This is a genomic window from Aeoliella sp. (assembly GCF_965227375.1).
Taxonomy (GTDB): domain Bacteria; phylum Planctomycetota; class Planctomycetia; order Pirellulales; family Lacipirellulaceae; genus Aeoliella.
Genome location: NZ_CBDDFX010000002.1, coordinates 946536 through 968094, shown reverse-complemented (window position 1 = coordinate 968094; position 21559 = coordinate 946536). Strand labels below are relative to the sequence as shown.

The window sequence follows — 21559 nt, the reverse complement described above, 5'->3', positions numbered from 1 at the left end:
CTCCCGTATTGCTGCAGTCGACCCACCATGTCACAAACCGATCCATCCGAGCTGCCCGTTCCCGCCAGCGGTGGCCGCGAACTGTCGACGGCCGACGTTGTGCACTCGGTCATCCGACTCTACCGCACGCTAAGCTACCGGCGCCACCTGGTATTCGGTTCGGTGGCCGTTTGTGCCGTGCTGGGCATTGCCTACTACATGACCGCGCCACGGTTCTACGCTTCGGTGGCCGAGCTGATGATCAGCGAGCAGAAGGCCGACGAGCTGACCAGCATGGGCGAGCAGGTCGCGAACGAAAACCTGATGGCCAACCAGCAGAAACTGCTGAGCAGCCCGGTGGTGATTCGCAACGCCATTGCCCAACTGCCCGAACAATACCTGGTCGACCTGGCCAACGTGCCGCGTCGCGACTGGGTGGCAAACCTCACCAGTCGGTTGTCGGTTGGCACCAGCCGCAAAGGCAGTTCGATGGAGGTGAGCTATCGCTCTCGCGACCCGGAAGCTGCGGCGGCTGTGGTAAGTTCGGTGGTCGACTCCTACCTGGCGGCTGTGGAGTACATGCACCAGGGCTCGGAAGGCAAGCGGCTGGAAGAACGCAAACGAAACCTTGCCGAAGTGGAAACTGCGCTCCGCAACGCTCAAGGCAAGGTAATGTCGCTGCGGGCGGAGGTCGGTCATCTGGCCATCGGCGAACAGGAAGAAGCCATCGACCCGGTCGTCCAACGAGCTCTACACCTGAACGACAGTTGGACCCTAGCGCAGCAGCGGCGCGTCGAGCTACAAGCTCGGCTCGGAGCGCTCAACGCCTCGATCGAGCGTGGCGAGGACCTCCGCCAGCATCTGATCGTGCTGGAAGACACGCTCGGCCAGCAGATGATGGTCTCGTCGCTCGGCATGTCGGCCGACGACCTGACCAGCATTCGCGAACGCGAACAAGAAAAGGCCGAGGCAGAGCGCGAACTCGCCAGCCGCGTTCCCTATCTCGGGCCGAACCATCCACAAATGGTCGAACTGAACGCCAAGATCCAGGGCATCGAGCAGTACCTGGCGAACTACCGCGCCTCGGCCGGTAAGCGAGTGGCGGGCATGGCTGGCGCCGAATTGGGGCCGATGTTGCAGCAGTTGCTCAAGCAGTCGTTGCAGCAAGCCACCTACGAAGAGGCCGAAAAACGCAACGCTTTCCTCGCCGCCCGCCAGGAAGCCACCCAACAGAGCACTAATCTGATCGAGCTGCGAACCACGGAGCGAGAGCTGGTGCGTCTGGAGAATCGTCGCGACCTTCTCCACGAGAAGATCGACGATTCCAGCAGCTACCTCGATCAAGGTCCCATCGAGGCGATGGTCACGCGTGAAGCACTTCCCGAAGATCGCCCCGTTTCGCCTCGGCTCAAAGTGGTTGGAATGCTGTCGTTGATCTGCGGTTTGTCGATCGGCGTAACGCTCGCCTACGTGCAAGACGTACTTGACGACCGGTTTAACTCGCCCGAAGAACTCTCCGCCCAGTTGGGCGTTCCCGTGCTTGGCTTGGTGCAACGTCTTAATCCGCTGCCGGGCGAGGGGCTTGCTTCGATTCATACGCACGTTTGCCCCAACGATACCGACAGCGAAGCGTTCCGCACGTTGCGCACTTCGCTCGCATTGTCGACTGACGGCTCGGAACGCATCCTGATATCCAGCGCCGAGCCGGGCGACGGAAAGACTACCGTGTCGGCCAACTTGGCGGTCGCCTTCGCCCAGGCGGGCAAACGCACTTTGGTGATCGACGCCGACCTAAGACGTCCCGGTATGACCACGCTACTGGGACTCAAAGGCACCGCGGGTGTTACCGACCTGCTCTCCTCCGGCGAACCGATTGCAAACGTCGCCCCATCGCACGTCTTGAGAACCGACGCGGAAGGGCTCGATATTATTCCGGCTGGCCTGCGACGGCCCAATCCGGCCGAGCTGCTCGCCAGTGCGGCGTTCATCGAACTGTTGGCGTGGGCCGATTCGCAGTACGACCAGGTGCTGGTCGACTGTCCGCCGGTGCTGGCAGTGAGCGACGCCCAGATCGTTGGCCGGCTGGTCGACGGTGCGGTGCTCGTGGTGCGACCCGACAAGAACCATCGCCGCCTGGTTGCCCGGGCGTGCGAGAACTTCCGCTCCACTGGCAGCCGCGTGCTTGGTGTGGTGGCCAACGACGTAAGTGACATGCACGGCTCCGGCTATGGCTACGGCTACGGCTACAGTTACCACGCCGATGAAGAGCAAGAAACCCAGCAGAGCTCCACCACCGAGTTCACACTGCCCACCGACGAGCCTCGCCAGGCTGCTTGATTGATTCCCGCCTCGCAAAGTCCCACCCAATCCATGTTCCAACGCAGTCAAACGAGACGCTTTTCGTTAGCCGCGCTAGTCGGTTCGTGGCGGTGGAATGTCGTGCTACCAAAAACCGTGGACCTGTCGCTCGCCGCGTTGTTCATCTTCGCTCCACTGGTATGGGGAGGCCGCGGCGAGATCGCCCGACTGGTTTACGCGTCGCTCGTATCCATTGCCGCCGTGGCGTGGTTGGCCAATGCCTGGCTTACAGGGCGCAGCATTTGGCGATGGACGCCGGTGTTCCTGATTCCCGTCGCCGCGATCATGTGGGTGGTGCTGCAGTTGGTGCCGCTGCCAGAAGCGGTGATTCAATGGCTCGCTCCGCGCAACGCCGAACTACTGCCCTTGTGGCAAGGTGAGTCGGCCCTGGCCGGTTACGGCTTGGGCACCTGGCGCACGTTGTCGCTCAATCCGATCGAAAGCCAAGTCTCGCTGGCCCTGCTGCTCGCCTACACGCTACTGGCGGCGATGCTCATCGATCGCCTGAAGAGTCGCGAGAAGGTCGACGAGTTGCTGGGGTGGATGGGCATCTCCGCCATCGCCATGGCCGCTCTCGGCGTACTGCAATACCTCACCTCCGATGGCTTGTTCTTCTGGGTGTACGAATATCCGTTCCGCCGCAGCGACCAATACGCAGTCGGCGCGTTCATCAACCACAATCACTTCGCCAGCTTCATCGCTATGGGTGCCGCGGCGATTGCCTATCAATTGGTGCGCGAAGCACCACAACCACTAACCAGAACCAAAGCTCCGCAAAACACTACGACTCGTACGGCGGCCGACTACCGAACCATCGGTTGGGCCATTGGGCTGGGCGTGGTGGCGCTGGCGCTGGTGATGTCGGCGTCGCGTGGCGGTGTGCTTGCCGCTGCCGTGGGAGTTGCAGTCATCTTGTTCGTCTACTGGCGACGCAATCTGTTAGGTGGCCGACTGTTGATTTACTCGGCGGTGGCCGCCGCGCTGCTAGGCGTGATGATGTCGTTGATCGGCGAAGAGCAGTTCACCGAACGGCTCGAGAGCATTACCTCCGGTTCGGCGGAAGAACTGGACGAACTGGGAGCACGCCGCGCCATCTGGTCGGCCAACCTGCGAGCAATCGCCGACAATTGGCTCACCGGGTCGGGCGCGGGAACACACAAGGACATCTATCCTGCCTACATCGATCAACCGCACACCAAGGTATTTTCGCACGCCGAAAACGGCTACCTGCAAATCGCCACCGAGCTGGGCCTGCCTGGCGTGGTGCTGCTAGTGGCTGTACTGGTCTGCGCCGCGCGATGGACTGCGATGGCTTGGCGGCGCTGCGAGTCGCGCGAGCAACTTGCCTGCCTGGGAGCGATGCTGGCCGCATTGGCGGTGAGCATCTCGCACAGCCTTGTCGACTTCGTGTGGTTCATTCCGGCCACGATGACCATGGCCTTGGCCTGCCTGCTGGTGCTCCGCCGCCTAGCAGTGGGAGGCGAACGAGACACTTCAGCCCGCGGCATGCCTTACGACTTGGCGGTCGCCACCTGCGTTGCCATCGTGTTTACGGCCACGGTGCTGGTGCCACCAGCCATGGCGAGCGGTGCGTGGACCGAGTACCGCCGGCTGTCGAACCGCCAGGGTCTCGAGACACCGGAAACGATCGCCCACTATGCCGAAACCGGCGACGCCGCGAGTTTCGACGGTCAGCAACGCTCGGCCCTCGCAATGCACAAAGCCCTTCGCCAAGTGGTGGAGCTCAATCCGCAATCAGCTGAAGCGCACCTGCGTCTGGCTCGCATTTATTTGCAGCTGTTCGACGCACGATCGGAATCGCGAGAGAACCGCATGCCGCTCGGACAGATTCAATCCACGGTGGCCGCCGGCGGATTCGATTCGACCGAACAGCTACGCGAATGGCTCGCCCGTGCTGTGGGCGACGATGTAAGCTTGCTGCTCGCCGCGCGATATCACACCATCGAGTCGATGCGGTACGCCCCGCTTGAGGCGGACAGCTACCTGTGGTTGGCCAACCTCGATTTCCTAAACGATCCAACGTCGCCACGCGCCGCACCGTTACTCTCTCAAGCGCTGCAACTCGCTCCCCAAGATGGAAGCCTCCAGTACGAGGTAGGCAAGCTACACGGGGTTGTCGGCAACGATGAGCTTGTCCTCAATTGCTGGAAGCGTGCCTTCGAACTGCCAGGGCAGCATCAGAAACTCGTAGCGGCCGCGATCGCTGGGCAACAGCCGCCCGCCGAGTTGCTAGTGGAAGAGTTCAAGCCCGATTGGACCACGCTCCCAACCATTTGGCAGCGTTACTTGGCGGGTGGCGACGAACAGCAACTGCAGTTTTTGCTCGACTACGCCACGGAGTTGGCTGAAACCTACGAGCCGAAGCGAGGCGAGACGCCTACCGCCTACGTGTGGAAGTGGCTCGGCGAGATGAACGGCCAAATTGGCAACGTCGACCAGCAGATCGCATGTCTCCGTCGGGCAGTCGAAGAAAATGGCACCTTGCTCACAGTACGTAAGAGCTACGCCGTGGCGCTGTACGATGCCGAGCGGTACGCCGAGGCGGAACCACACCTCCGCTGGTGCCTGGCCCGCGACTCGGTGGACAAGGGTATTCGCAGGAAACTAGCGAAATCCGCAGTCGCTCGTCGCAAACAAGCCGTCAACCCGTTCACGCCTGCTGGGCGTTTCCCGTTCCGCAAAGTTCAATAGCTTCTAGCGTCTAATCGATGTCGCATCGCGCCATTCACAACTCGAACAGCACGCAAGTGTTTCAACTTGCCATCGCCGGCGGCATGCTGCTGCCAGCGATGATGCTGGCCTACGTGATTGCGTTTTTGCTGCGATTCGATGGCTATCCGACTGCTGAATTCGCCGTGCTAATGTGGTGGTCGATGCCCTGGGTGGTGGCCGCCAAGATGGTGGGCGCCGCGTGGTTCCACATCTATCACGGCTGGCACCGCTACGTCACATTCCACGATCTGGGCGCGATCGCCAAAGCAATCACCTGCGGCACGATCGGCATCGTGGTGATCGACGCTTTCCTCCTGCCAGAGTGGGCCATTCCCCGCAGCGTGATGCTGATGGACTGGGGCGTGTCGCTGGTGCTCATCGGTGCGCTCCGCGCGATGCCCCGCGTGTGGCGTAGAGTTCAACAGCGATGGCAACAGGCCGATTCCACGCACCGTGTGTTGATCGTGGGCGCCAACGACTCCGGCGAAGCGCTCCTCCGCGCGGTGCATCACAATTCGCAACTGCCATACAACGTGGTTGGCTTCGTCGATTCCCGTGCTCACTTGGTAGGACGTCGCATCGCTGGCGTGCCGGTGCTTGGCACGCTCGACAACGTGGCCGAGTTGGTGGCGAGGCACGACGTAGACGAAGTGCTCATCCACTCGGGCGAACTCTCCGGCAAGATCGTGCGGTCGCTGATGGAAACCGCCACCGCCGAAGGCTTCCTGGTGAACGTCCTGCCCAGCTACGAACAACTACTCGGCGGCAAGGTCTGCGTACAGCCACGCGCGGTGGCGATCGAAGACCTGCTGCGGCGCGACTCGGTCGAGATCGACCAGGAAGCCATCCGCGACTGGCTCACCGGGCGAGTAATTCTGGTCACCGGTTCGGCGGGTAGCATTGGATCAGAGATCTGCCGGCAACTGCTCGCGCTCAACCCATCTCGACTGGTATTGGTCGACCGATCAGAGACAGGGCAGTTCTTCCTCGAACGCGAACTCCAACGTGTCGCGCCTGACGTGAGGATCGAACCAGTGCTCGCGGATCTATTGGACTTCGAGCGGATGAACAGCGTCTTCAGCACGTATCAACCGGACATCGTGTTCCACGCGGCCGCGTATAAGCACGTGCCGCTGATGGAGTCGCATCCCGGCGAGGCGATCAAGAATATCGTCATGGCCACGCGCAATCTGGTCGATCTGGCCGAGCAGCACGAAGCGCATGGCTTTGTGATGATTTCCACCGACAAAGCGGTGAATCCCACCAGCGTGATGGGCAGTTGCAAGCAGTTGGCCGAGCGCTACGTGCAGGCCAAAGCCGCCGCGAGCAAGTGCCGATTCGTCACCGTGCGGTTTGGCAACGTGCTCGATTCGGCCGGCAGCGTGGTGCCAGTGTTCCGCGAGCAGATCGCCCGCGGTGGTCCGATCACCGTGACGCACCCCGACATCATTCGCTACTTCATGATGATTCCCGAGGCGGCGCAATTAGTCATCCAAGCCGGCACGATGGGGCAGGGGGGCGAGATCTTCGTACTCGACATGGGCGAGCCAGTGAAGATTGTCGACCTGGCGCGGGACTTGATTCGCTTATCCGGACTTCGCGCAGACGAAGACATCGAAATCGAATTCACCGGGTTGCGGCCTGGTGAGAAGCTGTTTGAGGAACTCTACGGCGAGCACGAATCGCACCGCCCCACGGCCCACAACAAGATCATGGTGGCCAACAGCCAGGACTGGCAGTTACTGCAGGTGATTGGCGACATCAACCACTTGGAACAGATGGTCAACGATCAACCAGCGCGGGTTCGAAACGCTCTTTCGCAGGTTGTACCGCTGTACGAAGAGCCGGCAGCCGTGATTCGGAAGGCTGCGTAAGCGTCTCTTTTTCCAGCGGATTTTTCGTCATTTTCTCGATGTTTCTTAGCTGATTGGTCATCCGACGCGACCTCCGATTTCGAAATCGGCGCGCCGATTGCAGCTGCAGTTTTTCGCTCCGGCAGATGGGCAAACATCGCTCGTCTCGCCGTCCCACGAAACAATTCAAGTGAGGTTATTGCTATGACCATCGGTGTGATTATTGGTTGGTTCTTCTTTGGTTTGATCATTGGTGCAATTGCGCGACTGTTGGTACCCGGACGCGATCCGATGGGTTTTTTGGGCACGATGCTGGTCGGTGTTGCCGGTTCGTTTGTCGGCGGCTTCCTGACTCAGTTGTTCTGGGGCCTCGACGGCGAGTTTCAGCCAGCAAGCTGGATCGGCTCCATCGTCGGCGGCGTGCTGGTGGTGATCGCAACGCGCCAGTTCCGCGGCGAACGCCGCTTGCGGTAGTACCCCACAAGGCAATCAGACCGGATCGTCCACGCTATGCTCAGTCCCACCACCACCAGCGATTACGGCGAAGTTGGCGTCTGGCGTCAGAAGAAGAGCCTTCCCGCAACGTCAAACGTCGTGCAACCGATCGACCAGAACCGGTTGCTCACCAGGCTCGAGCGAATCAGTCGATTATTCGACGATGCCGTGCAACTTCCCGTTATTCCGGTCCGGCTGGGCTGGGACGCCGTGCTGGGATTGATTCCGGTGGTAGGCGATGCTGCCACAACCGCCGTGTCGGCTTACTTCGTATGGGAAGCCCATCGGCTCGGTGCTCGGAAGAGGACGCTCCTACGAATGCTTGCCAATGTGGGAATCGACTTCCTGGTAGGCACGGTCCCGTTGGTGGGCGACCTGTTGGATATCGGCTGGCGGGCCAATCGGAAGAATATGCGGGTGTTGGTTCGCGAGCTCGAGCGGCAAGGCAAAGTGCCTGCCGGTTACGCACAGCAACGAATCGACACATTGCTGCAACGAACCAAGCGTCGAACCTCGCAGCGATCGCACACGCGACTGCCGCAGTGGTTTCCACTGCTCATGCCTTGAACGCTGACGTTCGACCACAAGAAAACGGCCCAGCGAACCTATGGTTCGCTGGGCCGTTTGTCGTTTACTTCAAGCAGACCGGCAGACTAGGAGAGCACTTTCACCTGCTCTGCGCGCGGTCCTTTGGGGCCTTGGCCCTCGGTGTACTCCACTTGCTGTCCTTCGCTGAGGTGGTCGAAGGTGATCTCACCCTCAACGGCAGAGCAATGGAAGAAGATATCTCCGCGCTCCCCCTCGATAAATCCAAATCCTTTGTCCGTCAGCTTCTTAATAGTACCTTGCGACACTGCGAATCACTCCTGGCACGTAGCAACAAATACATACGCCACCCATAGGCCGTGCCCTACACTTATGGGTTGTGCAACGGGAAGACAGTCGACACACGCATCCAATAAAGGCATGCTTGAGCACCAGTTAATTGTGCACCGCTCGTGAAGAGAGGACCCTGTTTTCTGAGCTGGGCATGAGAAGTTTTTCGAGCTGACGGACCGGACCGCCGTTTCGCATCGCTTCGGCATCACCCCTGCCGACGTAGTCTGGAGTAGCATCGTAACCGCGGTATGCCGTAGAGTCAATCCTTTTAAGCCACCCAGGTCCCGATGATCTCCCCAATCGGCCGAACGGCGCTTTTTCACTAGTTTTCCAGGGCTTTCTCACTCCCTGTATTCCCCCAAAACCGGTCCAGCACATGCGTCGAACCGCCAAAAACGCCTACTTCCTGCGATGCCGCGGTGGCCGCCCAGCCGAGGTTTGTGGTCTACTGGGCCCGACGCCCGCTCGCCATTCTGCCATTGTTCTGCGTGACGCATGATCGAAGTCCAACAGGTCAGCAAGTCGTTCGACGACGGAGCGACCTACGCCATTCGCGACCTGAGTCTTCGCATCGAAGATGGCGAGACGTTGATCTTGCTTGGCTCCTCCGGTTGTGGCAAGTCGACGCTACTGAAGATGATCCTCCGTTTAATCGACCCCAGCGAGGGTGTGATTCTTGTGGACGGATCGCCGCTCGCCGAGCGCGATCCCATCGCCTGGCGTCGCTCGATTGGCTATGTGTTTCAAGCGATTGGCTTGTTCCCGCACATGAGCGTAGAACGCAACGTGGCGATGGGCCTTGAACTGGCGGGAGCAGCGAACGAGTCGCGACGCGCCCGCGCGACCGAACTGCTCGACCTGGTAGGGCTTCCGCCCGACCAGTACGCCGAACGACTGCCGGGTGAGCTTTCCGGAGGGCAGCAGCAACGCGTCGGCGTGGCTCGGGCGCTAGCGACTGAGCCCAAGTACCTGTTGATGGACGAACCTTTCGGCGCGCTCGACGCATTGACGCGCGACTCGCTGCAGCAAGAGGTGCTCGCGCTAAAAGAGCGCCTCGGCAAGACCATCGTGTTTGTCACGCACGACATCTTCGAGGCCCTGGCGCTCGGCGACCGCATCGCCGTGTTGCATCAAGGCAACCTGGAACAAATCGGCACGCCCGCCGAAGTCGTTGGCCAGCCGGCCACGCAGTTCGTCAAAGAACTGTTCGGCAAACCCGCCGAGCAACTGGCTGCGTTCCGCAAAGTCTTCGAGTAATCACCGCCCAACTGCGAAGCTATGGACCAAACCTGGATCGAATTCCTCCGCGAGCGCCTGCCCGAGCTGTGGCTGCGGGTGGGGCAGCATTTGGGCCTCACCGGCGCGAGTACCGCATTGGCCATTTTGATCGGCGTGCCGCTGGGTGTGTTGGCGCTCGACTCGCGGGCGACCAAGGGCATGGTGCTCTCGGCGGTATCCATTCTGCAGACGATTCCGAGTCTCGCGTTGCTCACGCTGCTCTTGGCGCTGCTCGATCGCATCGGCGCGGTGCCGGCCATCATCGCGCTAACGCTCTACGCGCTGCTGCCGATCGTGCGCAACACGATCACCGGCCTCGAAGGTGTGCCGCCCGGCGTGATGAACGCGGCCGAAGGCATTGGCATGACCCGCTGGCAGCAACTATGCATGGTGCAGTTCCCGCTGGCGCTGCCGGTGATCATCGCCGGTATCCGCACCGCGGCGGTGATCGGCGTGGGTGTCGCGACGCTGTCGGCGTTCATCGGCGCTGGTGGATTGGGGCAGTTCATCACTCGCGGCCTGGCGCTCGACAACCATCGACTCATCCTGCTCGGTGCGATCCCCTCGGCCATTCTGGCCCTGATGGTCGACGGAGCGCTGGCCGCGGTGGGTTGGGCGCTCGATCCGATGCAGAAGTCGTCTCGCCCCCCCGCGGCAACTCGGATTGCTCGCACCGTTGCGCTGCTGCTTCCCATCGTAGCGCTCGCGTCTGGCATGGCGACCTACGTTGGCACCAAGCCCAACGTGGTGGTGAGTTCGAAGTCGTTCTCCGAAAGCATGATCCTTGCGCACATGATGGCGGACTTGATCGAAGCGAAGACCGACCTGTCGGTGGAACGCCGGTTTTGTCTCGGCGGCACGATGATTTGCCACGGAGCTTTGGAGAGCGGCGAAGTCGACCTCTACCCCGAGTACACCGGCACCGCTTTGACCGCGGTGCTGCACGAGCCGGCCACAAGCGACCCCGTCGAGGTGTTCGACACCGTGGCCGCTGCCTACCACGAGCAGTTCGCGGTCAAAGTGCTGCCGCCTCTGGGCATCAACAACACCTACGCCATCGCCGTGCGAAGCAGCGAGGCGAAAAAGAAAGGCTGGACAAGGATCTCGGACCTCCGTGCGGGCGCCGAAGGAATGATGGCCGGGTGGACGTCCGAATTCGCCGAACGCCCCGATGGCTACCCGGGGTTGGTCAAACACTATGGATTTGAGTTCGGCGAAGCGGTCGACTTCGACGCCAGCCTGATGTACGAAGCCGCCAGCAAGGGCGAAGTCGACGTGATCGCCGCCTACAGCACCGATGGCCGCATCGACGCCTACGATCTGGTCCTGCTGGAAGACGACCAGCACTTCTTCCCACCCTACTACGCGGTGCCCGTGGTCCGCGAAGCGACCCTCGAGCGGTATCCACAGCTCGAGGAGGTTCTCAACTTGCTCGCCGGCCGCCTCGACAACGAGACGATGCAGCGGCTGAACTACGAAGTGGATGGGCACAAGCGCAGCCCGCGCGAAGTGGCGCGGGAGTTCTTGATGGAGGAAGGGCTCATTCCGTAGCGCCAGGCACTATCCAGCGTCGCTACTGGGCTCCTCCAAACGCGGCGCACTATGCCCCTGCTTGCAAATCTGCTGTAGCTGCTTCTTCATCTGTTTCGCCCGCTCTGGGTAGTCGTCGATCACGTTGTGCCGCTGTCCGAGGTCGTTCGACAGATTGAACAACTGCTGCCGATGGTCGTCGGTCGAGTAGCCGTATCGCTTCTCCCAGGCGGCGTTCGCAGGGCGGTGATAGCCCGTGGGAGCGTCAATCAACAGCCAATCGCCGTCGCGCAGCGCGTAGTGATCGCGATAGGTGTTGTGCACCAAACTCGGGCGCACGGTGGTCTCGTCGCCTTGAAGCACCGCAAGCTGGCTAAACGAGTCCTCGGCCGCGCCGTCGGGCAGTTCGTAGCCGATGATTTCCGCCAGCGTGGCCATGAAATCGATCTGCGAGATGAGCGCGTCGCTCGTAGCGCCCGCTTCCACCGCGCCCGGCCACCGCACGATGAGCGGCACGCGATGCCCTCCTTCGTAGATGTCGCGTTTGATGCCCTTCAGCGGGCCAGCCGAGCGATGATCGAATTTGGCGTCGCGGGCGTAGCAGTAGATCTCGGGGCCGTTGTCGGACGTGAATAGCACAATCGTGTTGTCCGCATGGCCCGATTTGTCGAGCGCTTCGAGCAACTGCCCGCACGTCCAATCGCTTTGCGCAACGTAGTCTCCATACGCCCCGGCGTGCGACTTGCCATCGAAATCATCGGCTGGAACGATCGGAGCGTGCGGCGAAGGGAACGCGAAGTACAACAGAAACGGCTGCGTCTCGCCTTTTCGCGATTGGAGCCAGCTGACTGCTTTATCGGTCAGCGTGGGCAGATTCTCGTAGAAGTCCCAGTCGCTCACGGCGGGCCCGGGGCGGGCTTCCCAGTTGCCTTCCTTGGTTTTGGCAGTGATTTCGAGATTCGTATCGGGGACCTCCACCACCCGATCGTTCTCGATCCACGTGTAAGGCGGGAAGTTGATCACCGTGTCGCCGAAATAGTAGTCGAATCCGTGCGCGAGCGGACCCTCGGGGATCGGCTGCGACCAGTCAAACGCATCGTGCCCCCAGTACTTGCGGTTGCCATCGGTTCGCCGGCGCGCCTCTTCGTGGCGAATGGCCGCCCAGTCCCAGCCCAGGTGCCACTTGCCGATACAGGCCGTGCGGTAGCCTTTCTCTTGCAGCATCTCGGGCAGCGTCAACCGCGCCGCATCAAACCGCGACGAGCCCAACGCGTTGACAATGCCATGGAACTTCCTCCAGTGGTAACGCCCGGTTAAAAGCGCGTAGCGACTCGGCGTGCAAATGCCCGAGGAGCTATGCCCGTCGGTAAAACGCATTCCGTCGCGCGCCAACTGGTCGATGTTGGGCGTAGGGATTTTCGATTCGGCGTTGTAGCAACCCGGGTCGCCGTAGCCCATGTCGTCGACGTACAGGATCAGCACATTGGGCGGCTTCGACGCGTCGGCCATGGCACCAGCAGCGCCGGTTAGCAAGGCAATAATGGACAACGACAAAGCGATCGCGTGCTGGACCATTGGAGATATCTCTGGGGATAACGGGCTCGTTCGGCTATCTTAGAGGCTTGAGAGGAGAATATCGACTCGTCCTCCACGCCCCTCCAACGGGAGTTCGGAAACATGCAAGAAAACGCCACCGACGTCCATGGCCACGAAGTGATGCGAATGATGCTCGAGTCGGGCCAAGCCTACGACCGCGACACATTGGAAGCGGCCATCCTTGAGCGTTTCGGCACCGAGACGCGCTTCTGCACCTGCAGCGCAAGCGGCATGACCGCCAGCCAACTCATCGACTTCCTCGCCCAGCGCGGCAAGTTCGTCCCCACTGGCGAAGGGTTTTCGACCGACCCAGGGAAGATTTGCGATCACTAGAGTGGGTGCCGCGCCAAAGGGCCTGCTAGAGATTTGGAAATTGGCACGAGCGTTGACTGAGGTGCTAGCACCCAGAAACTACATTGACGGCAATCCGCATCGCAATTACTATCCGGCGACTTTTCATCCATCGCGTTCGCCAGCATCCAATGGCTGGTGGAAATGTGATACTCCTCCAAGCCGGTGATGTCATGAGAGCAGTCGTTACTGCCGCCATGCTACTGATGGCTGTAGCAGTCTCGTGCAATAGCTGGGGTTTCGACCTTGGCGATCCGGTCTATCGTCGCGATACCGGACGCACGTTTCGTCAGGAGTTACTGTACGAGCGATTCGACCGCAACATTGACGACACCTCCATTTCCTTTGTGATTCATGATTCTGGAGGTAGCTTTGGGGGCTCTTTGTCGCCCGACCCAGATGTCATAGTGCGCACCGCTGCAGATGTGTCGCTGGCTCGTAGTACTTGGTATTTGTCCGAATACTTCTCCGTGTATGGAGACCTTGGCGCGTATAACGAGGACTCCAGCGATGCAAAGAGCAGCCTATTGGTAGGTGGCGGCGTTCGCACCGTGTTTTTAGATGCCGAACCGGTTGTCCTTAGCCTTCAAGGACACACGCACTACTGCCCGGGTTACGACGTCAGCTTGCGCGGCGACGAGTCCGGAGTGGGCTCCTACTACAGCGAAGGGGATGTGGAGCTGTTTGAACTCGGAGGAGCACTCATTGGCGCGCTGGTGATCGAACCGGCCGACTCCCTAACCACCGTGTATTATGTAGGCGGAGGCGTCTCGATCTTTCATAGCCAAGCCGATCTGCATGCGGTATATCCCGATAGCGGATTCAGTGCCGACATGCGTATCAAGCTCCGACAGGAATCACCGTTCGTCCTAATCGGTGGCGTCTCGTTGATCATGTACGAGAGATTTTCGATAAGAACCGAGACAAGAATCGGGTACGAAAGCAGTTTGACCGCAGCACTTGGTTTTCTGTACTAGCAGGACATCATGCACCGCTTCTAAAACCCCAATCGCATCCTCCCATCCACAAATTCCGGCTCCACGGTCTCCGCGTCCACCGTGCACAAAGGATGCTCTGAGAGTTCATCCACGAGTCCTTCGCTCGCGTAGATCGAACCCAGGTGCAGGGTGTTGGGCACTACCAACCAGCGGTCGGTGCCGGAGCGCTGTTGGCACCAGTCCAAGGCTTCCACATCGTCCTTCGCCACGTGGCACATGCGGATGCGGTCCATGTCGCCGGTAGTTTCGGCGTTGATTCGCGTTTTGTTGAAGTCAATCGCGTCGTGCAGGTGCTGCGTGATGCAGTCGCCCAGGCCGAAGCCCAACGCGTTGCCTTGCGACGCCGGGGTGAGTTCCAAGGCGGCGATGCTGCCGATCCTGGGCGATGGGAAGTCGGGCACGCCCTCGATGCCGCGGCGGCCGATCACGTTGGGGTCCATGCCCAGGCCGCTGAACGTCTTGCCGATCTGGTCGACGATCAAGACATCTAGTTCGTCGACCGGCAGCTTGGGGAAGTAGTCGTTGGTGTAGTGTTCCAGCAGCTTTGGTTCTTCGTCGAGGAACTGCTCCGGCGCCAGGGCGTGCAGCTCGGCAGTCTGGTCGAAACCGTCTTCCAGGATGCCCAAGCCGGCAAAGATCTTACCGGTGTTGATGATTGCCTCGCCCAGGGCGACGATCGCCTTGGCTTTGTCCAAGCAAGGCACCTTGTGAAAGGTCCGCGCGCCGTTGATCTTGCCCATGCCGATGGTCATCATTTTCATCAGGCCGCTTTGGATCGGCCCGGTGAAGCAGGTGTGGAGCTTGATGCGGTTCAAGACCAGCACGCCGTCGGCTTCGTAGCAGTTGCGGTCAACAGTGATCGGCCCGGTGAAGGTCTCGCCGATCTCCACTACGTCCATCGACGCGAGGATCGGCATCTCCATCGCCTCTTCGGTGATGCCGAGCGACTCGATCATCGCCCGCTGCCCCGGCGCGGTGGCTCCATTGTGCGATCCCATACAGGGCACCAGGAATGGTTCCGCCCCGCGGCTCTTGAGCCAGTCGCCCGCCGCCCGGGTGATGGCCGCGATATTCGAGATGCCGCGGCTACCGCAAGTAATCGCCACCCGCCCCTGGGGCACGTCGCGCCCGAGACCATCGAGCGCAGCGAACACGGCCTGGGGGACATCGGCAATGGGATTACTGGCCAGTTGCTGGCTGACTTTATGGAGTTTCATCGTCGCTCTCGTATGTCGAACATCGGCAGGGTTTGGGAGCCCTCCATTATTCTACACACGCCGAGCCAAGAAAAGAGATCCACGACGCCTGACACGGCAGTGCCAAGCCGTAACACGACGGCCATTCTACAGAGGGCCCCATGCCCATCGGAGACGTGATCTCCCCATCGTGCGAGTTGGTCTGCGTCGAAACGGCGGAAGTCGCTAGAATGGCCTCGCCCACTGCTCCTATTGGTTTCGAACTCAAGGCTCATCATGCTCCTTTCGATCCAGCGCCGCCTGAAGTCGCTCACACCGCGCATCCGTCGCCACACACCACCCGGCTCGTCGCCCGGCACCATCAAGGTGAAGCACGACGCCCACCAACCGACGATCGAGTTGATCCATTACACCAATGGTCACTACGAGGAACGAGAAGTGACGGAGGTGAGCGAGTTGGAGCCGTACCTCAAGGGCAAGGGCGTTACCTGGGTGAATGTCGAGGGCCTTGGCGATCCTGCCAAACTCGAGCAACTGGGCGAGTTGTTTGGGCTGCACCGGCTGGCCATGGAAGACGTGGTGAACGTGCACCAGAGGGCGAAGGTCGAAGAGTACGACGACCGGCTGTTCATCGTGGTTCGCATGCTAGCCGGACACGCAGGTATCGACAACGAACAACTGAGCATCTTTCTGGGGAAGAACTTCCTGCTAACCATTCAGGAGCGGCCCGGCGACTGCCTCGACCCGGTGCGCGAACGGTTGCGCAAGTCGCGCGGACGTATTCGGAGCGTGGGAGCCGACTATCTGTGCTATGCCATTATCGATGCGGTGGTCGACGCGTACTTTCCCATCGTCGACAGTCGCGGCGAGGTACTGGAGGATCTGGACAGCGCCGCGTCCCGCGAACACTCCCACAGCTTCATGCGGCACCTGCACGGCATCCGTGGCGAATTGATGATGCTGCGCCGCGCCATCCGCCCGCTGCGCGACGCCTTGGTGCGACTGATGCCCGACCCGATCGACTTGTTCCACGCCGAAACGCAGCTCTACCTGCGAGACTGCTTCGACCACGTCATCCAGTTGATGGACCTGCTCGACACCTACCGCGAGATGTGCAACGACCTGCGCGACTTTCACCTCTCGTCGATCAATCACCGCATGAACGAGATCATGAAGGTACTCACGATCATCGCCACGGTGTTCATGCCGCTCAGCTTCATCACCGGCCTATACGGCATGAACTTCAACCAGCATCTACCTGGCAACATGCCGGAACTCAACGTGCCGTACGCCTACGTCGTCGTGCTGTTGGTCATGGCGGGGATTGCGACTGGGCTGTTCAGCTTTTTCTACCGCCATGGCTGGTTGAAGATGGAGGATTTGACCGAGGGCCCAGAGGATTGCGGGGAGGGTTAGGCCCTTTGTCGCTGCTTGCAACGCGGTGCCGTGTTGAGACCGTGCATCGACCAAACACGGCGACTATAATTGCTGCGACTGATGCCTGAGGGTAAAACAACCCTTTCACCACCGGTTTGGTCGCCTATTGGGATTCGCTATGTCGTACAATGATATGAGAGTGAAGTATCTCTTCCTCAACCTGCCGTACCCTTCTTATCTGAAACTTCAAGTTACTCTATTCATCTGCTGGATCGTTGCCGGTCTGGCACTGCTCGCGTTCAGGGGACACGACCATTGGCTATTGGCCAATGCCTGGTGGATCTGCCTAGTCGCCGCGGTGGGCGAGGCAGCAGAAGCGTACATTGCTGTCAATCACGCGAAGAAAAAGTACAACGCCGAGATGAACAGGCACGACGGCGAATAGGCCCGGAGACGCTTGCTTGCCAAACGAGCTAGGCCGTTAGCAGCCCTCCCCGCGGCAAGTGCAGCCGCGACGCTCCCGGAGGGAGGGTGAAATCTATCGCTGCGTCAGATCAAATCCAGCGGCGACTTGGCTCGGTTCTGCTTCTTCTGGCAGTCGGCGCAGATGCCGGAGATGATCAAGCGGTGGCCGGTTACGCGAAAACCGTTCTTGCGGGCCACGGCGTCGCGGAGGGCTACTAGCTCGTCGCTGGCGAATTCGATTAACTGGTCGCACTTTTTGCAGTGCAGGTGGTCGTGCTGAGGGTAGCCATAATCGTGCTCGTAGACCCGTCGACCGGTGAGCGTCATGGCCTTCAGCAGCCCGGCGTCGACCAATTCGTCGAGCGTGCGGTAGACGGTCGCGCGGCTGATCTTGGCGTCGACCTGGCCGAGGCTGGCGATTAGCTCGTCGGCGTCGAAGTGGTCGTGCCGCTCGAAGATACGATCGACGATTTGCAAACGTTGCTGCGTGACCCGCTTGCCACGGCTCTGCAAATACTCGACGAACCGCTCGCGCGGCGACGAAGAGACTTCAATGGATTCTAAGGCAAACTCGTTGGCCATGCGCAGGACTGAAATGACGAATCAAAAGGCCAGTTACTAGCCGGCGACGCCGACTAATACCCATTTTAGGCTCACAAGCACCCTTGAACAACCGACGAGAAAACCGCCGCTGGAGGAGCAAACTTTAAAAACAGGCGGAAGTGCGAAATTATTGAAAGCGAAACTCGAGCCTTCTAAGCGGCCAAACAGCAGCATCAGAACACGGTGACGAATTCCACGCCGCCGTAGAAATAACGGTCGCGCAACTCCACCAAGCGTCCCTGCTGCGCCGTAAATTCGCACCAACCGTAGGGCGTCTTGAGTGTGTACCGGCGGCGTCCGAGGGCGTAGTCGCTGAGTGTTGAACCTCGAGGCTCGATGGTGAAGTCGTATCCAGCGTCAATCGTCATCGTGATCGGTGGGCCTGCGACGTCGCCAGCAGCCAGCATCGATTGAATGCGATCTAACTCACCTGCGCGCAGCAGTCTCTCAAAACGCCGCGCCGTGTGCTGCGGCCAGGAAATCCAGAGTCCGAGCGCGAGACAACAACCCGTGACGACGACCAGCAGGGACCTCAGGCGAAATCGCATGTTCGCCCCTTAGGGCTCGACGAAGTTAGCCCATCGAGTCGAACAGGCGATCGACCGCCGTTTCCAGCTTGTCGGCCGTCTCGTAAGTGCCGCTGGCGATCTCCTGGCGGAGTTGGGCCACTAGGTCGGCGCGAATGCCGTCGCCGGTGGTCGACTCCGAAGCGGCTAAGGCAGCTGGCGACAGGTCGAGTTGATCGACCGGCTGCGCAGAGCCTGCGCTGGTGGCCTGCTGCGGCCGATTGTTGAAATGGGGGCCGTTCAGGGCTTGAGTGCCATGGATTTGATGGGTGCCGTTGATTTGCATGATGAGTGGTTCCCGCGGCCAAAGTGCGTCCGTTCGCGGCCAATTTCTAAAGCTTTGTCGGTGTGGGGTCAAGGGCAACCTGACGCTTCGCAATTCGCCATTCCGTAGTGCGAACGGGCTGTCAGGTCGTGGTACGTGGTGTCGGGCTCTCGGGTTCGCAGAGGGGGACGCGAGGGGACGAGGAGCTGCGGGCGGAGGAATGCCAGGTGGCACTGCCTCGCCAGTAGTTTCATCGGCCGTGCTAGCGTCCAAATGGAATTTTCCCCTCTGGGTCGTAATCAAATGCAAGGTACCGCGTGTACGAGCTTTGCGGGCTCTACGCTGGCCGAGTATCATGCGGGTGAGGCGAAAAAACAACGCAGCAGGGCCTGTGGGGCGAAAGCACAGCACCTACAGGGCGAAACCGCTAGCAAACGTTGGGGTTTGAACCTGTAAGGCCGTTGAGTCCGGTTGTTGGGGCTATTTGGGAGAGTTGGACCATGATTCGTCACGCGATGCTGCTCGCTGGTTTCGTTATCTTTGCGACCACCCCCACTGCGGCCGACGACATCCGTGTGGCCGACCAGGGCTTGTTCGCACGGCTGGATACCAGTGGCGATGGCATGTTGACTGCCGAAGAGCTACCCAGCAGCCAGGCGCGACTGTTCTCCCGGTTGGTACGATTGGGCGACTCCAATGGCGATGGTCAGTTGACCGAAGGTGAGTGGCGCACCGCTACCAAGCCCCGCCGCCCCGCCAAGCCGATCGAAGAGAAACAATCAGCCGAAGGGCCCGGTGCGGATGAAATCCGCCTGCTCTTGCTGAAGCTCGACATCAACGGCGACGGAGTGCTGACCAAGAGTGAAGCCCCCGAAGAGTTGAAGCGCACGTTCGACCAGATTTCCGATCAGTTCGATCGCAACGACGACGACCGCATCAACCGCTTCGAACTCGCGCGCGGCGGCCCGCGACTACGAGGGATGGCGCAGCGCACCGTGCGTCGACTCAACTTGAACGTCGAGCGCGAACTCAAGAAGCTCGATCGCGAGCAGGGCGATGCGGCGATGCGATTCTCTCGCGCGCCGAGGCGCGAAGAATTCTTGCGCGACCCCAAGCAGTCGCTCGCGCTGTTTCAACTGGTCGACGCGAACAAGGATGGCAAGCTCGAACGGGACGAGATTCCCGAACAGGGCGCCAATCGTTGGCGAAGACTCTTCCGCCTGGGCGATCGTAACGGCGATGGCGAACTCACCGAGCGCGAGTACCTGGCCGCCGCCCAGCAGGCGTCGCGTATCATGCAACGGATGTCGCAGTCGCCAAGCGAATGATGTGGCAGCCCACAACTCTTGTGGGTGCCCACAATCGGCCTGTGGTACAACTCGCCGCTAGCGCTGTAATCCTCGCACGACAACAGTCGCTTTCTTTATGACGGCAATTCAGCCGCAACACACCAAAGAAAATTTCTGGTGTGGCGAATAGATAAGGTCCGGCTACCATACCATAGGTTCGGAGTTCTGCATTCCTTTTATTCAGGTAGTGTGGTACATCGAACCTGGAACAATTACTCCGTGTCTCACGTAATAGTTGGTGACGGGTTGCTCTCTCCGGAGACCAAAACGTTGCGGAAAATTCCCGCCGGGTCTATACAGAAGAGGGAGGCCCCGATGTCCGCTCGTGACGCCGATAAATCGATCTTCTCCGCACAGCTCTGGTTGCAACCAGTCGACTACGATCTGGATGCCTACAGAGAGTTCGCCCACACTCTGGACGAAAGTCTGGCCCAACTGGTGGCCGAGCATCTCACACGCCAGATGCATTGCACCCGACCAACTCCATTCCACTTTGGGCAAGCCGACGTAACCAATCCGCCCGAAGACGTGCTGCCGGACGAAGACCTGTGGTAACAGGCGACTTTTGGTCATCGGCCGGCGACTTTTCTCCACACTTTCAGTACTACCGGGCGGGAATACGTGCGTTTGTCCCTGTCGCATAGGCCGTGGGCGAAGTATGCTGCATAAATCCACAGCAACTAAGCCCTGCCTGACTGCCCGATGAAAGTACTTCTTGCCAGCCCACGCGGATTTTGTGCCGGTGTGAACATGGCGATCGACTCGCTTGAAATCGCCCTGCGAGCATTCGGCCCGCCGCTGTACGTGTATCACGAAATCGTGCACAACAAGTACGTGGTAACGCACTTCCGCGAAAAAGGCGTGGTGTTTGTCGATCACCTTGAGGAAGTGCCACACGGGGCGACGCTGCTATTCTCCGCCCACGGCGTCTCGCCCGAGGTGCGCCAAGCCGCCCGTGAGCGAAAGCTTACCGCCATCGACGCCACCTGCCCGCTGGTGACCAAGGTTCACCTCGAGGCGATCAAATACGCCAAGCAGGGCTACACGATTTTTCTGATTGGCCACGAAGGTCACGACGAAGTCGTGGGCACCATGGGCGAAGCGCCCGAGGCGATTGTGCTCGTCGAGTCGCCCGAGGACGTGGCCGATCTCAAGGTGGCCGACGAGTCGAAACTGGCCTACCTGACGCAAACCACGTTAAGCGTCGACGATGCAAACCGTATTATCTCGGGACTGAAGGAGCGGTTCCCCAAAATCGCCAGCCCGCCGAAGGACGACATTTGCTACGCGACGCAAAACCGCCAGGAGGCCGTCGCCCTGCTATGCGGCGAGGCGGAGTTGGTGTTGGTGCTCGGTAGTCAGAATAGTTCCAACAGCCAACGGCTCGCCGAACTGGCCCGCGAACGCGGCGTCGCCGCCCACCTGATCGATGGCGCCAGCGACATCCAGGCCGCATGGCTCAAGGGAGTCGACACCGTGCTAATCACCGCTGGCGCAAGTGCGCCGGAGGTCGTGGTGGAAGAGTGCCTCGACTTCTTGCGCGACGAGTACGATGCGACAGTCGAAGTACGCACTACCCGCGAGGAGAGTGTGTCGTTCCCGCTGCCGAAAGAATTGCGGGCGGTTTCGGTGAAGTAGGGCGGGTTGTGTCATTTCGACGGGAGTTCCACGACCGAGAAATCTACATG

General features: G+C 60.4%; 20 protein-coding genes. 14 read left to right on the top strand and 6 right to left on the bottom strand.

Going from position 1 to position 21559, the window contains the following annotated elements:
• Positions 1-27: 27 nt before the first annotated feature.
• From ACQK2L_RS17000 to ACQK2L_RS16980, 5 genes are all read left to right on the top strand, one after another.
• Positions 28-2316, top strand: coding sequence for a polysaccharide biosynthesis tyrosine autokinase (locus ACQK2L_RS17000; protein ID WP_425398225.1), 2289 nt, complete (start codon positions 28-30; stop codon positions 2314-2316).
• 33 nt (positions 2317-2349) lie between these two features.
• Positions 2350-5049 (top strand): O-antigen ligase family protein, encoded by a 2700-nt coding sequence (locus ACQK2L_RS16995; RefSeq protein WP_425398224.1) that lies wholly within the window; start codon positions 2350-2352, stop codon positions 5047-5049.
• A 17-nt stretch (positions 5050-5066) separates the two neighbouring features.
• Complete coding sequence (locus ACQK2L_RS16990; protein ID WP_425398223.1) at positions 5067-6944, top strand: polysaccharide biosynthesis protein; 1878 nt, start codon at positions 5067-5069, stop codon at positions 6942-6944.
• 183 nt (positions 6945-7127) lie between these two features.
• Positions 7128-7397, top strand: a complete 270-nt coding sequence (locus ACQK2L_RS16985; RefSeq protein ID WP_425398222.1) for a GlsB/YeaQ/YmgE family stress response membrane protein — start codon at positions 7128-7130, stop codon at positions 7395-7397.
• 36 nt (positions 7398-7433) lie between these two features.
• On the top strand, positions 7434-7985 hold the full coding sequence (locus tag ACQK2L_RS16980) for a DUF4112 domain-containing protein (RefSeq protein ID WP_425398221.1): 552 nt from the start codon (positions 7434-7436) through the stop codon (positions 7983-7985).
• A gap of 86 nt (positions 7986-8071) precedes the next feature.
• On the opposite strand, the gene ACQK2L_RS16975 is transcribed toward ACQK2L_RS16980, so the two are convergent.
• Positions 8072-8272, bottom strand: a complete 201-nt coding sequence (locus ACQK2L_RS16975; RefSeq protein ID WP_425398220.1) for a cold-shock protein — start codon at positions 8270-8272, stop codon at positions 8072-8074.
• A gap of 520 nt (positions 8273-8792) precedes the next feature.
• On the opposite strand from ACQK2L_RS16975, the gene ACQK2L_RS16970 reads away from it, so the two are divergent.
• Both ACQK2L_RS16970 and ACQK2L_RS16965 read left to right on the top strand, forming a co-directional pair.
• Positions 8793-9554, top strand: a complete 762-nt coding sequence (locus tag ACQK2L_RS16970; RefSeq protein ID WP_425398219.1) for an ABC transporter ATP-binding protein — start codon at positions 8793-8795, stop codon at positions 9552-9554.
• 21 nt (positions 9555-9575) lie between these two features.
• Positions 9576-11126 (top strand): glycine betaine ABC transporter substrate-binding protein, encoded by a 1551-nt coding sequence (locus tag ACQK2L_RS16965; protein ID WP_425398218.1) that lies wholly within the window; start codon positions 9576-9578, stop codon positions 11124-11126.
• Positions 11127-11135: 9 nt separating this feature from the next.
• Here the strand turns inward: ACQK2L_RS16965 and ACQK2L_RS16960 are convergent, their stop codons facing one another.
• The gene (locus ACQK2L_RS16960; protein ID WP_425398217.1) at positions 11136-12680 is read right to left on the bottom strand and encodes a sulfatase family protein; all 1545 of its coding nucleotides are present in this window, start codon (positions 12678-12680) and stop codon (positions 11136-11138) included.
• Between the two features lie 102 nt (positions 12681-12782).
• On the opposite strand from ACQK2L_RS16960, the gene ACQK2L_RS16955 reads away from it, so the two are divergent.
• Complete coding sequence (locus ACQK2L_RS16955) at positions 12783-13034, top strand: YecH family metal-binding protein (protein WP_425398216.1); 252 nt, start codon at positions 12783-12785, stop codon at positions 13032-13034.
• Positions 13035-13225: 191 nt separating this feature from the next.
• Positions 13226-14029, top strand: coding sequence for a hypothetical protein (locus ACQK2L_RS16950; protein ID WP_425398215.1), 804 nt, complete (start codon positions 13226-13228; stop codon positions 14027-14029).
• 20 nt (positions 14030-14049) lie between these two features.
• On the opposite strand, the gene ACQK2L_RS16945 is transcribed toward ACQK2L_RS16950, so the two are convergent.
• Complete coding sequence (locus tag ACQK2L_RS16945) at positions 14050-15267, bottom strand: hypothetical protein (protein ID WP_425398214.1); 1218 nt, start codon at positions 15265-15267, stop codon at positions 14050-14052.
• 255 nt (positions 15268-15522) lie between these two features.
• On the opposite strand from ACQK2L_RS16945, the gene corA reads away from it, so the two are divergent.
• A complete protein-coding gene (gene corA / locus ACQK2L_RS16940; protein ID WP_425398213.1) occupies positions 15523-16662 on the top strand; it encodes a magnesium/cobalt transporter CorA in 1140 nt (379 codons plus the stop codon).
• A 160-nt stretch (positions 16663-16822) separates the two neighbouring features.
• Positions 16823-17068, top strand: coding sequence for a hypothetical protein (locus ACQK2L_RS16935; RefSeq protein ID WP_425398212.1), 246 nt, complete (start codon positions 16823-16825; stop codon positions 17066-17068).
• A 104-nt stretch (positions 17069-17172) separates the two neighbouring features.
• Here the strand turns inward: ACQK2L_RS16935 and ACQK2L_RS16930 are convergent, their stop codons facing one another.
• From ACQK2L_RS16930 to ACQK2L_RS16920, 3 genes are all read right to left on the bottom strand, one after another.
• Positions 17173-17670 carry a Fur family transcriptional regulator gene (locus tag ACQK2L_RS16930; RefSeq protein WP_425398211.1) on the bottom strand — a complete coding sequence of 166 codons (498 nt, stop codon included), beginning with the start codon at positions 17668-17670 and terminating at the stop codon, positions 17173-17175.
• A 194-nt stretch (positions 17671-17864) separates the two neighbouring features.
• Positions 17865-18239 carry a hypothetical protein gene (locus ACQK2L_RS16925; RefSeq protein WP_425398210.1) on the bottom strand — a complete coding sequence of 125 codons (375 nt, stop codon included), beginning with the start codon at positions 18237-18239 and terminating at the stop codon, positions 17865-17867.
• Positions 18240-18264: 25 nt separating this feature from the next.
• Positions 18265-18543 (bottom strand): flagellar biosynthesis anti-sigma factor FlgM, encoded by a 279-nt coding sequence (locus ACQK2L_RS16920; protein ID WP_425398209.1) that lies wholly within the window; start codon positions 18541-18543, stop codon positions 18265-18267.
• A gap of 479 nt (positions 18544-19022) precedes the next feature.
• On the opposite strand from ACQK2L_RS16920, the gene ACQK2L_RS16915 reads away from it, so the two are divergent.
• The 3 genes from ACQK2L_RS16915 (at position 19023) to ispH (ending at position 21509) form a co-directional block, all read left to right on the top strand.
• Positions 19023-19850, top strand: coding sequence for an EF-hand domain-containing protein (locus tag ACQK2L_RS16915; protein WP_425398208.1), 828 nt, complete (start codon positions 19023-19025; stop codon positions 19848-19850).
• Positions 19851-20186: 336 nt separating this feature from the next.
• Positions 20187-20426 (top strand): hypothetical protein, encoded by a 240-nt coding sequence (locus ACQK2L_RS16910; protein ID WP_425398207.1) that lies wholly within the window; start codon positions 20187-20189, stop codon positions 20424-20426.
• A 147-nt stretch (positions 20427-20573) separates the two neighbouring features.
• Complete coding sequence (gene ispH / locus ACQK2L_RS16905; protein ID WP_425398206.1) at positions 20574-21509, top strand: 4-hydroxy-3-methylbut-2-enyl diphosphate reductase; 936 nt, start codon at positions 20574-20576, stop codon at positions 21507-21509.
• Positions 21510-21559 lie beyond the last annotated feature (50 nt).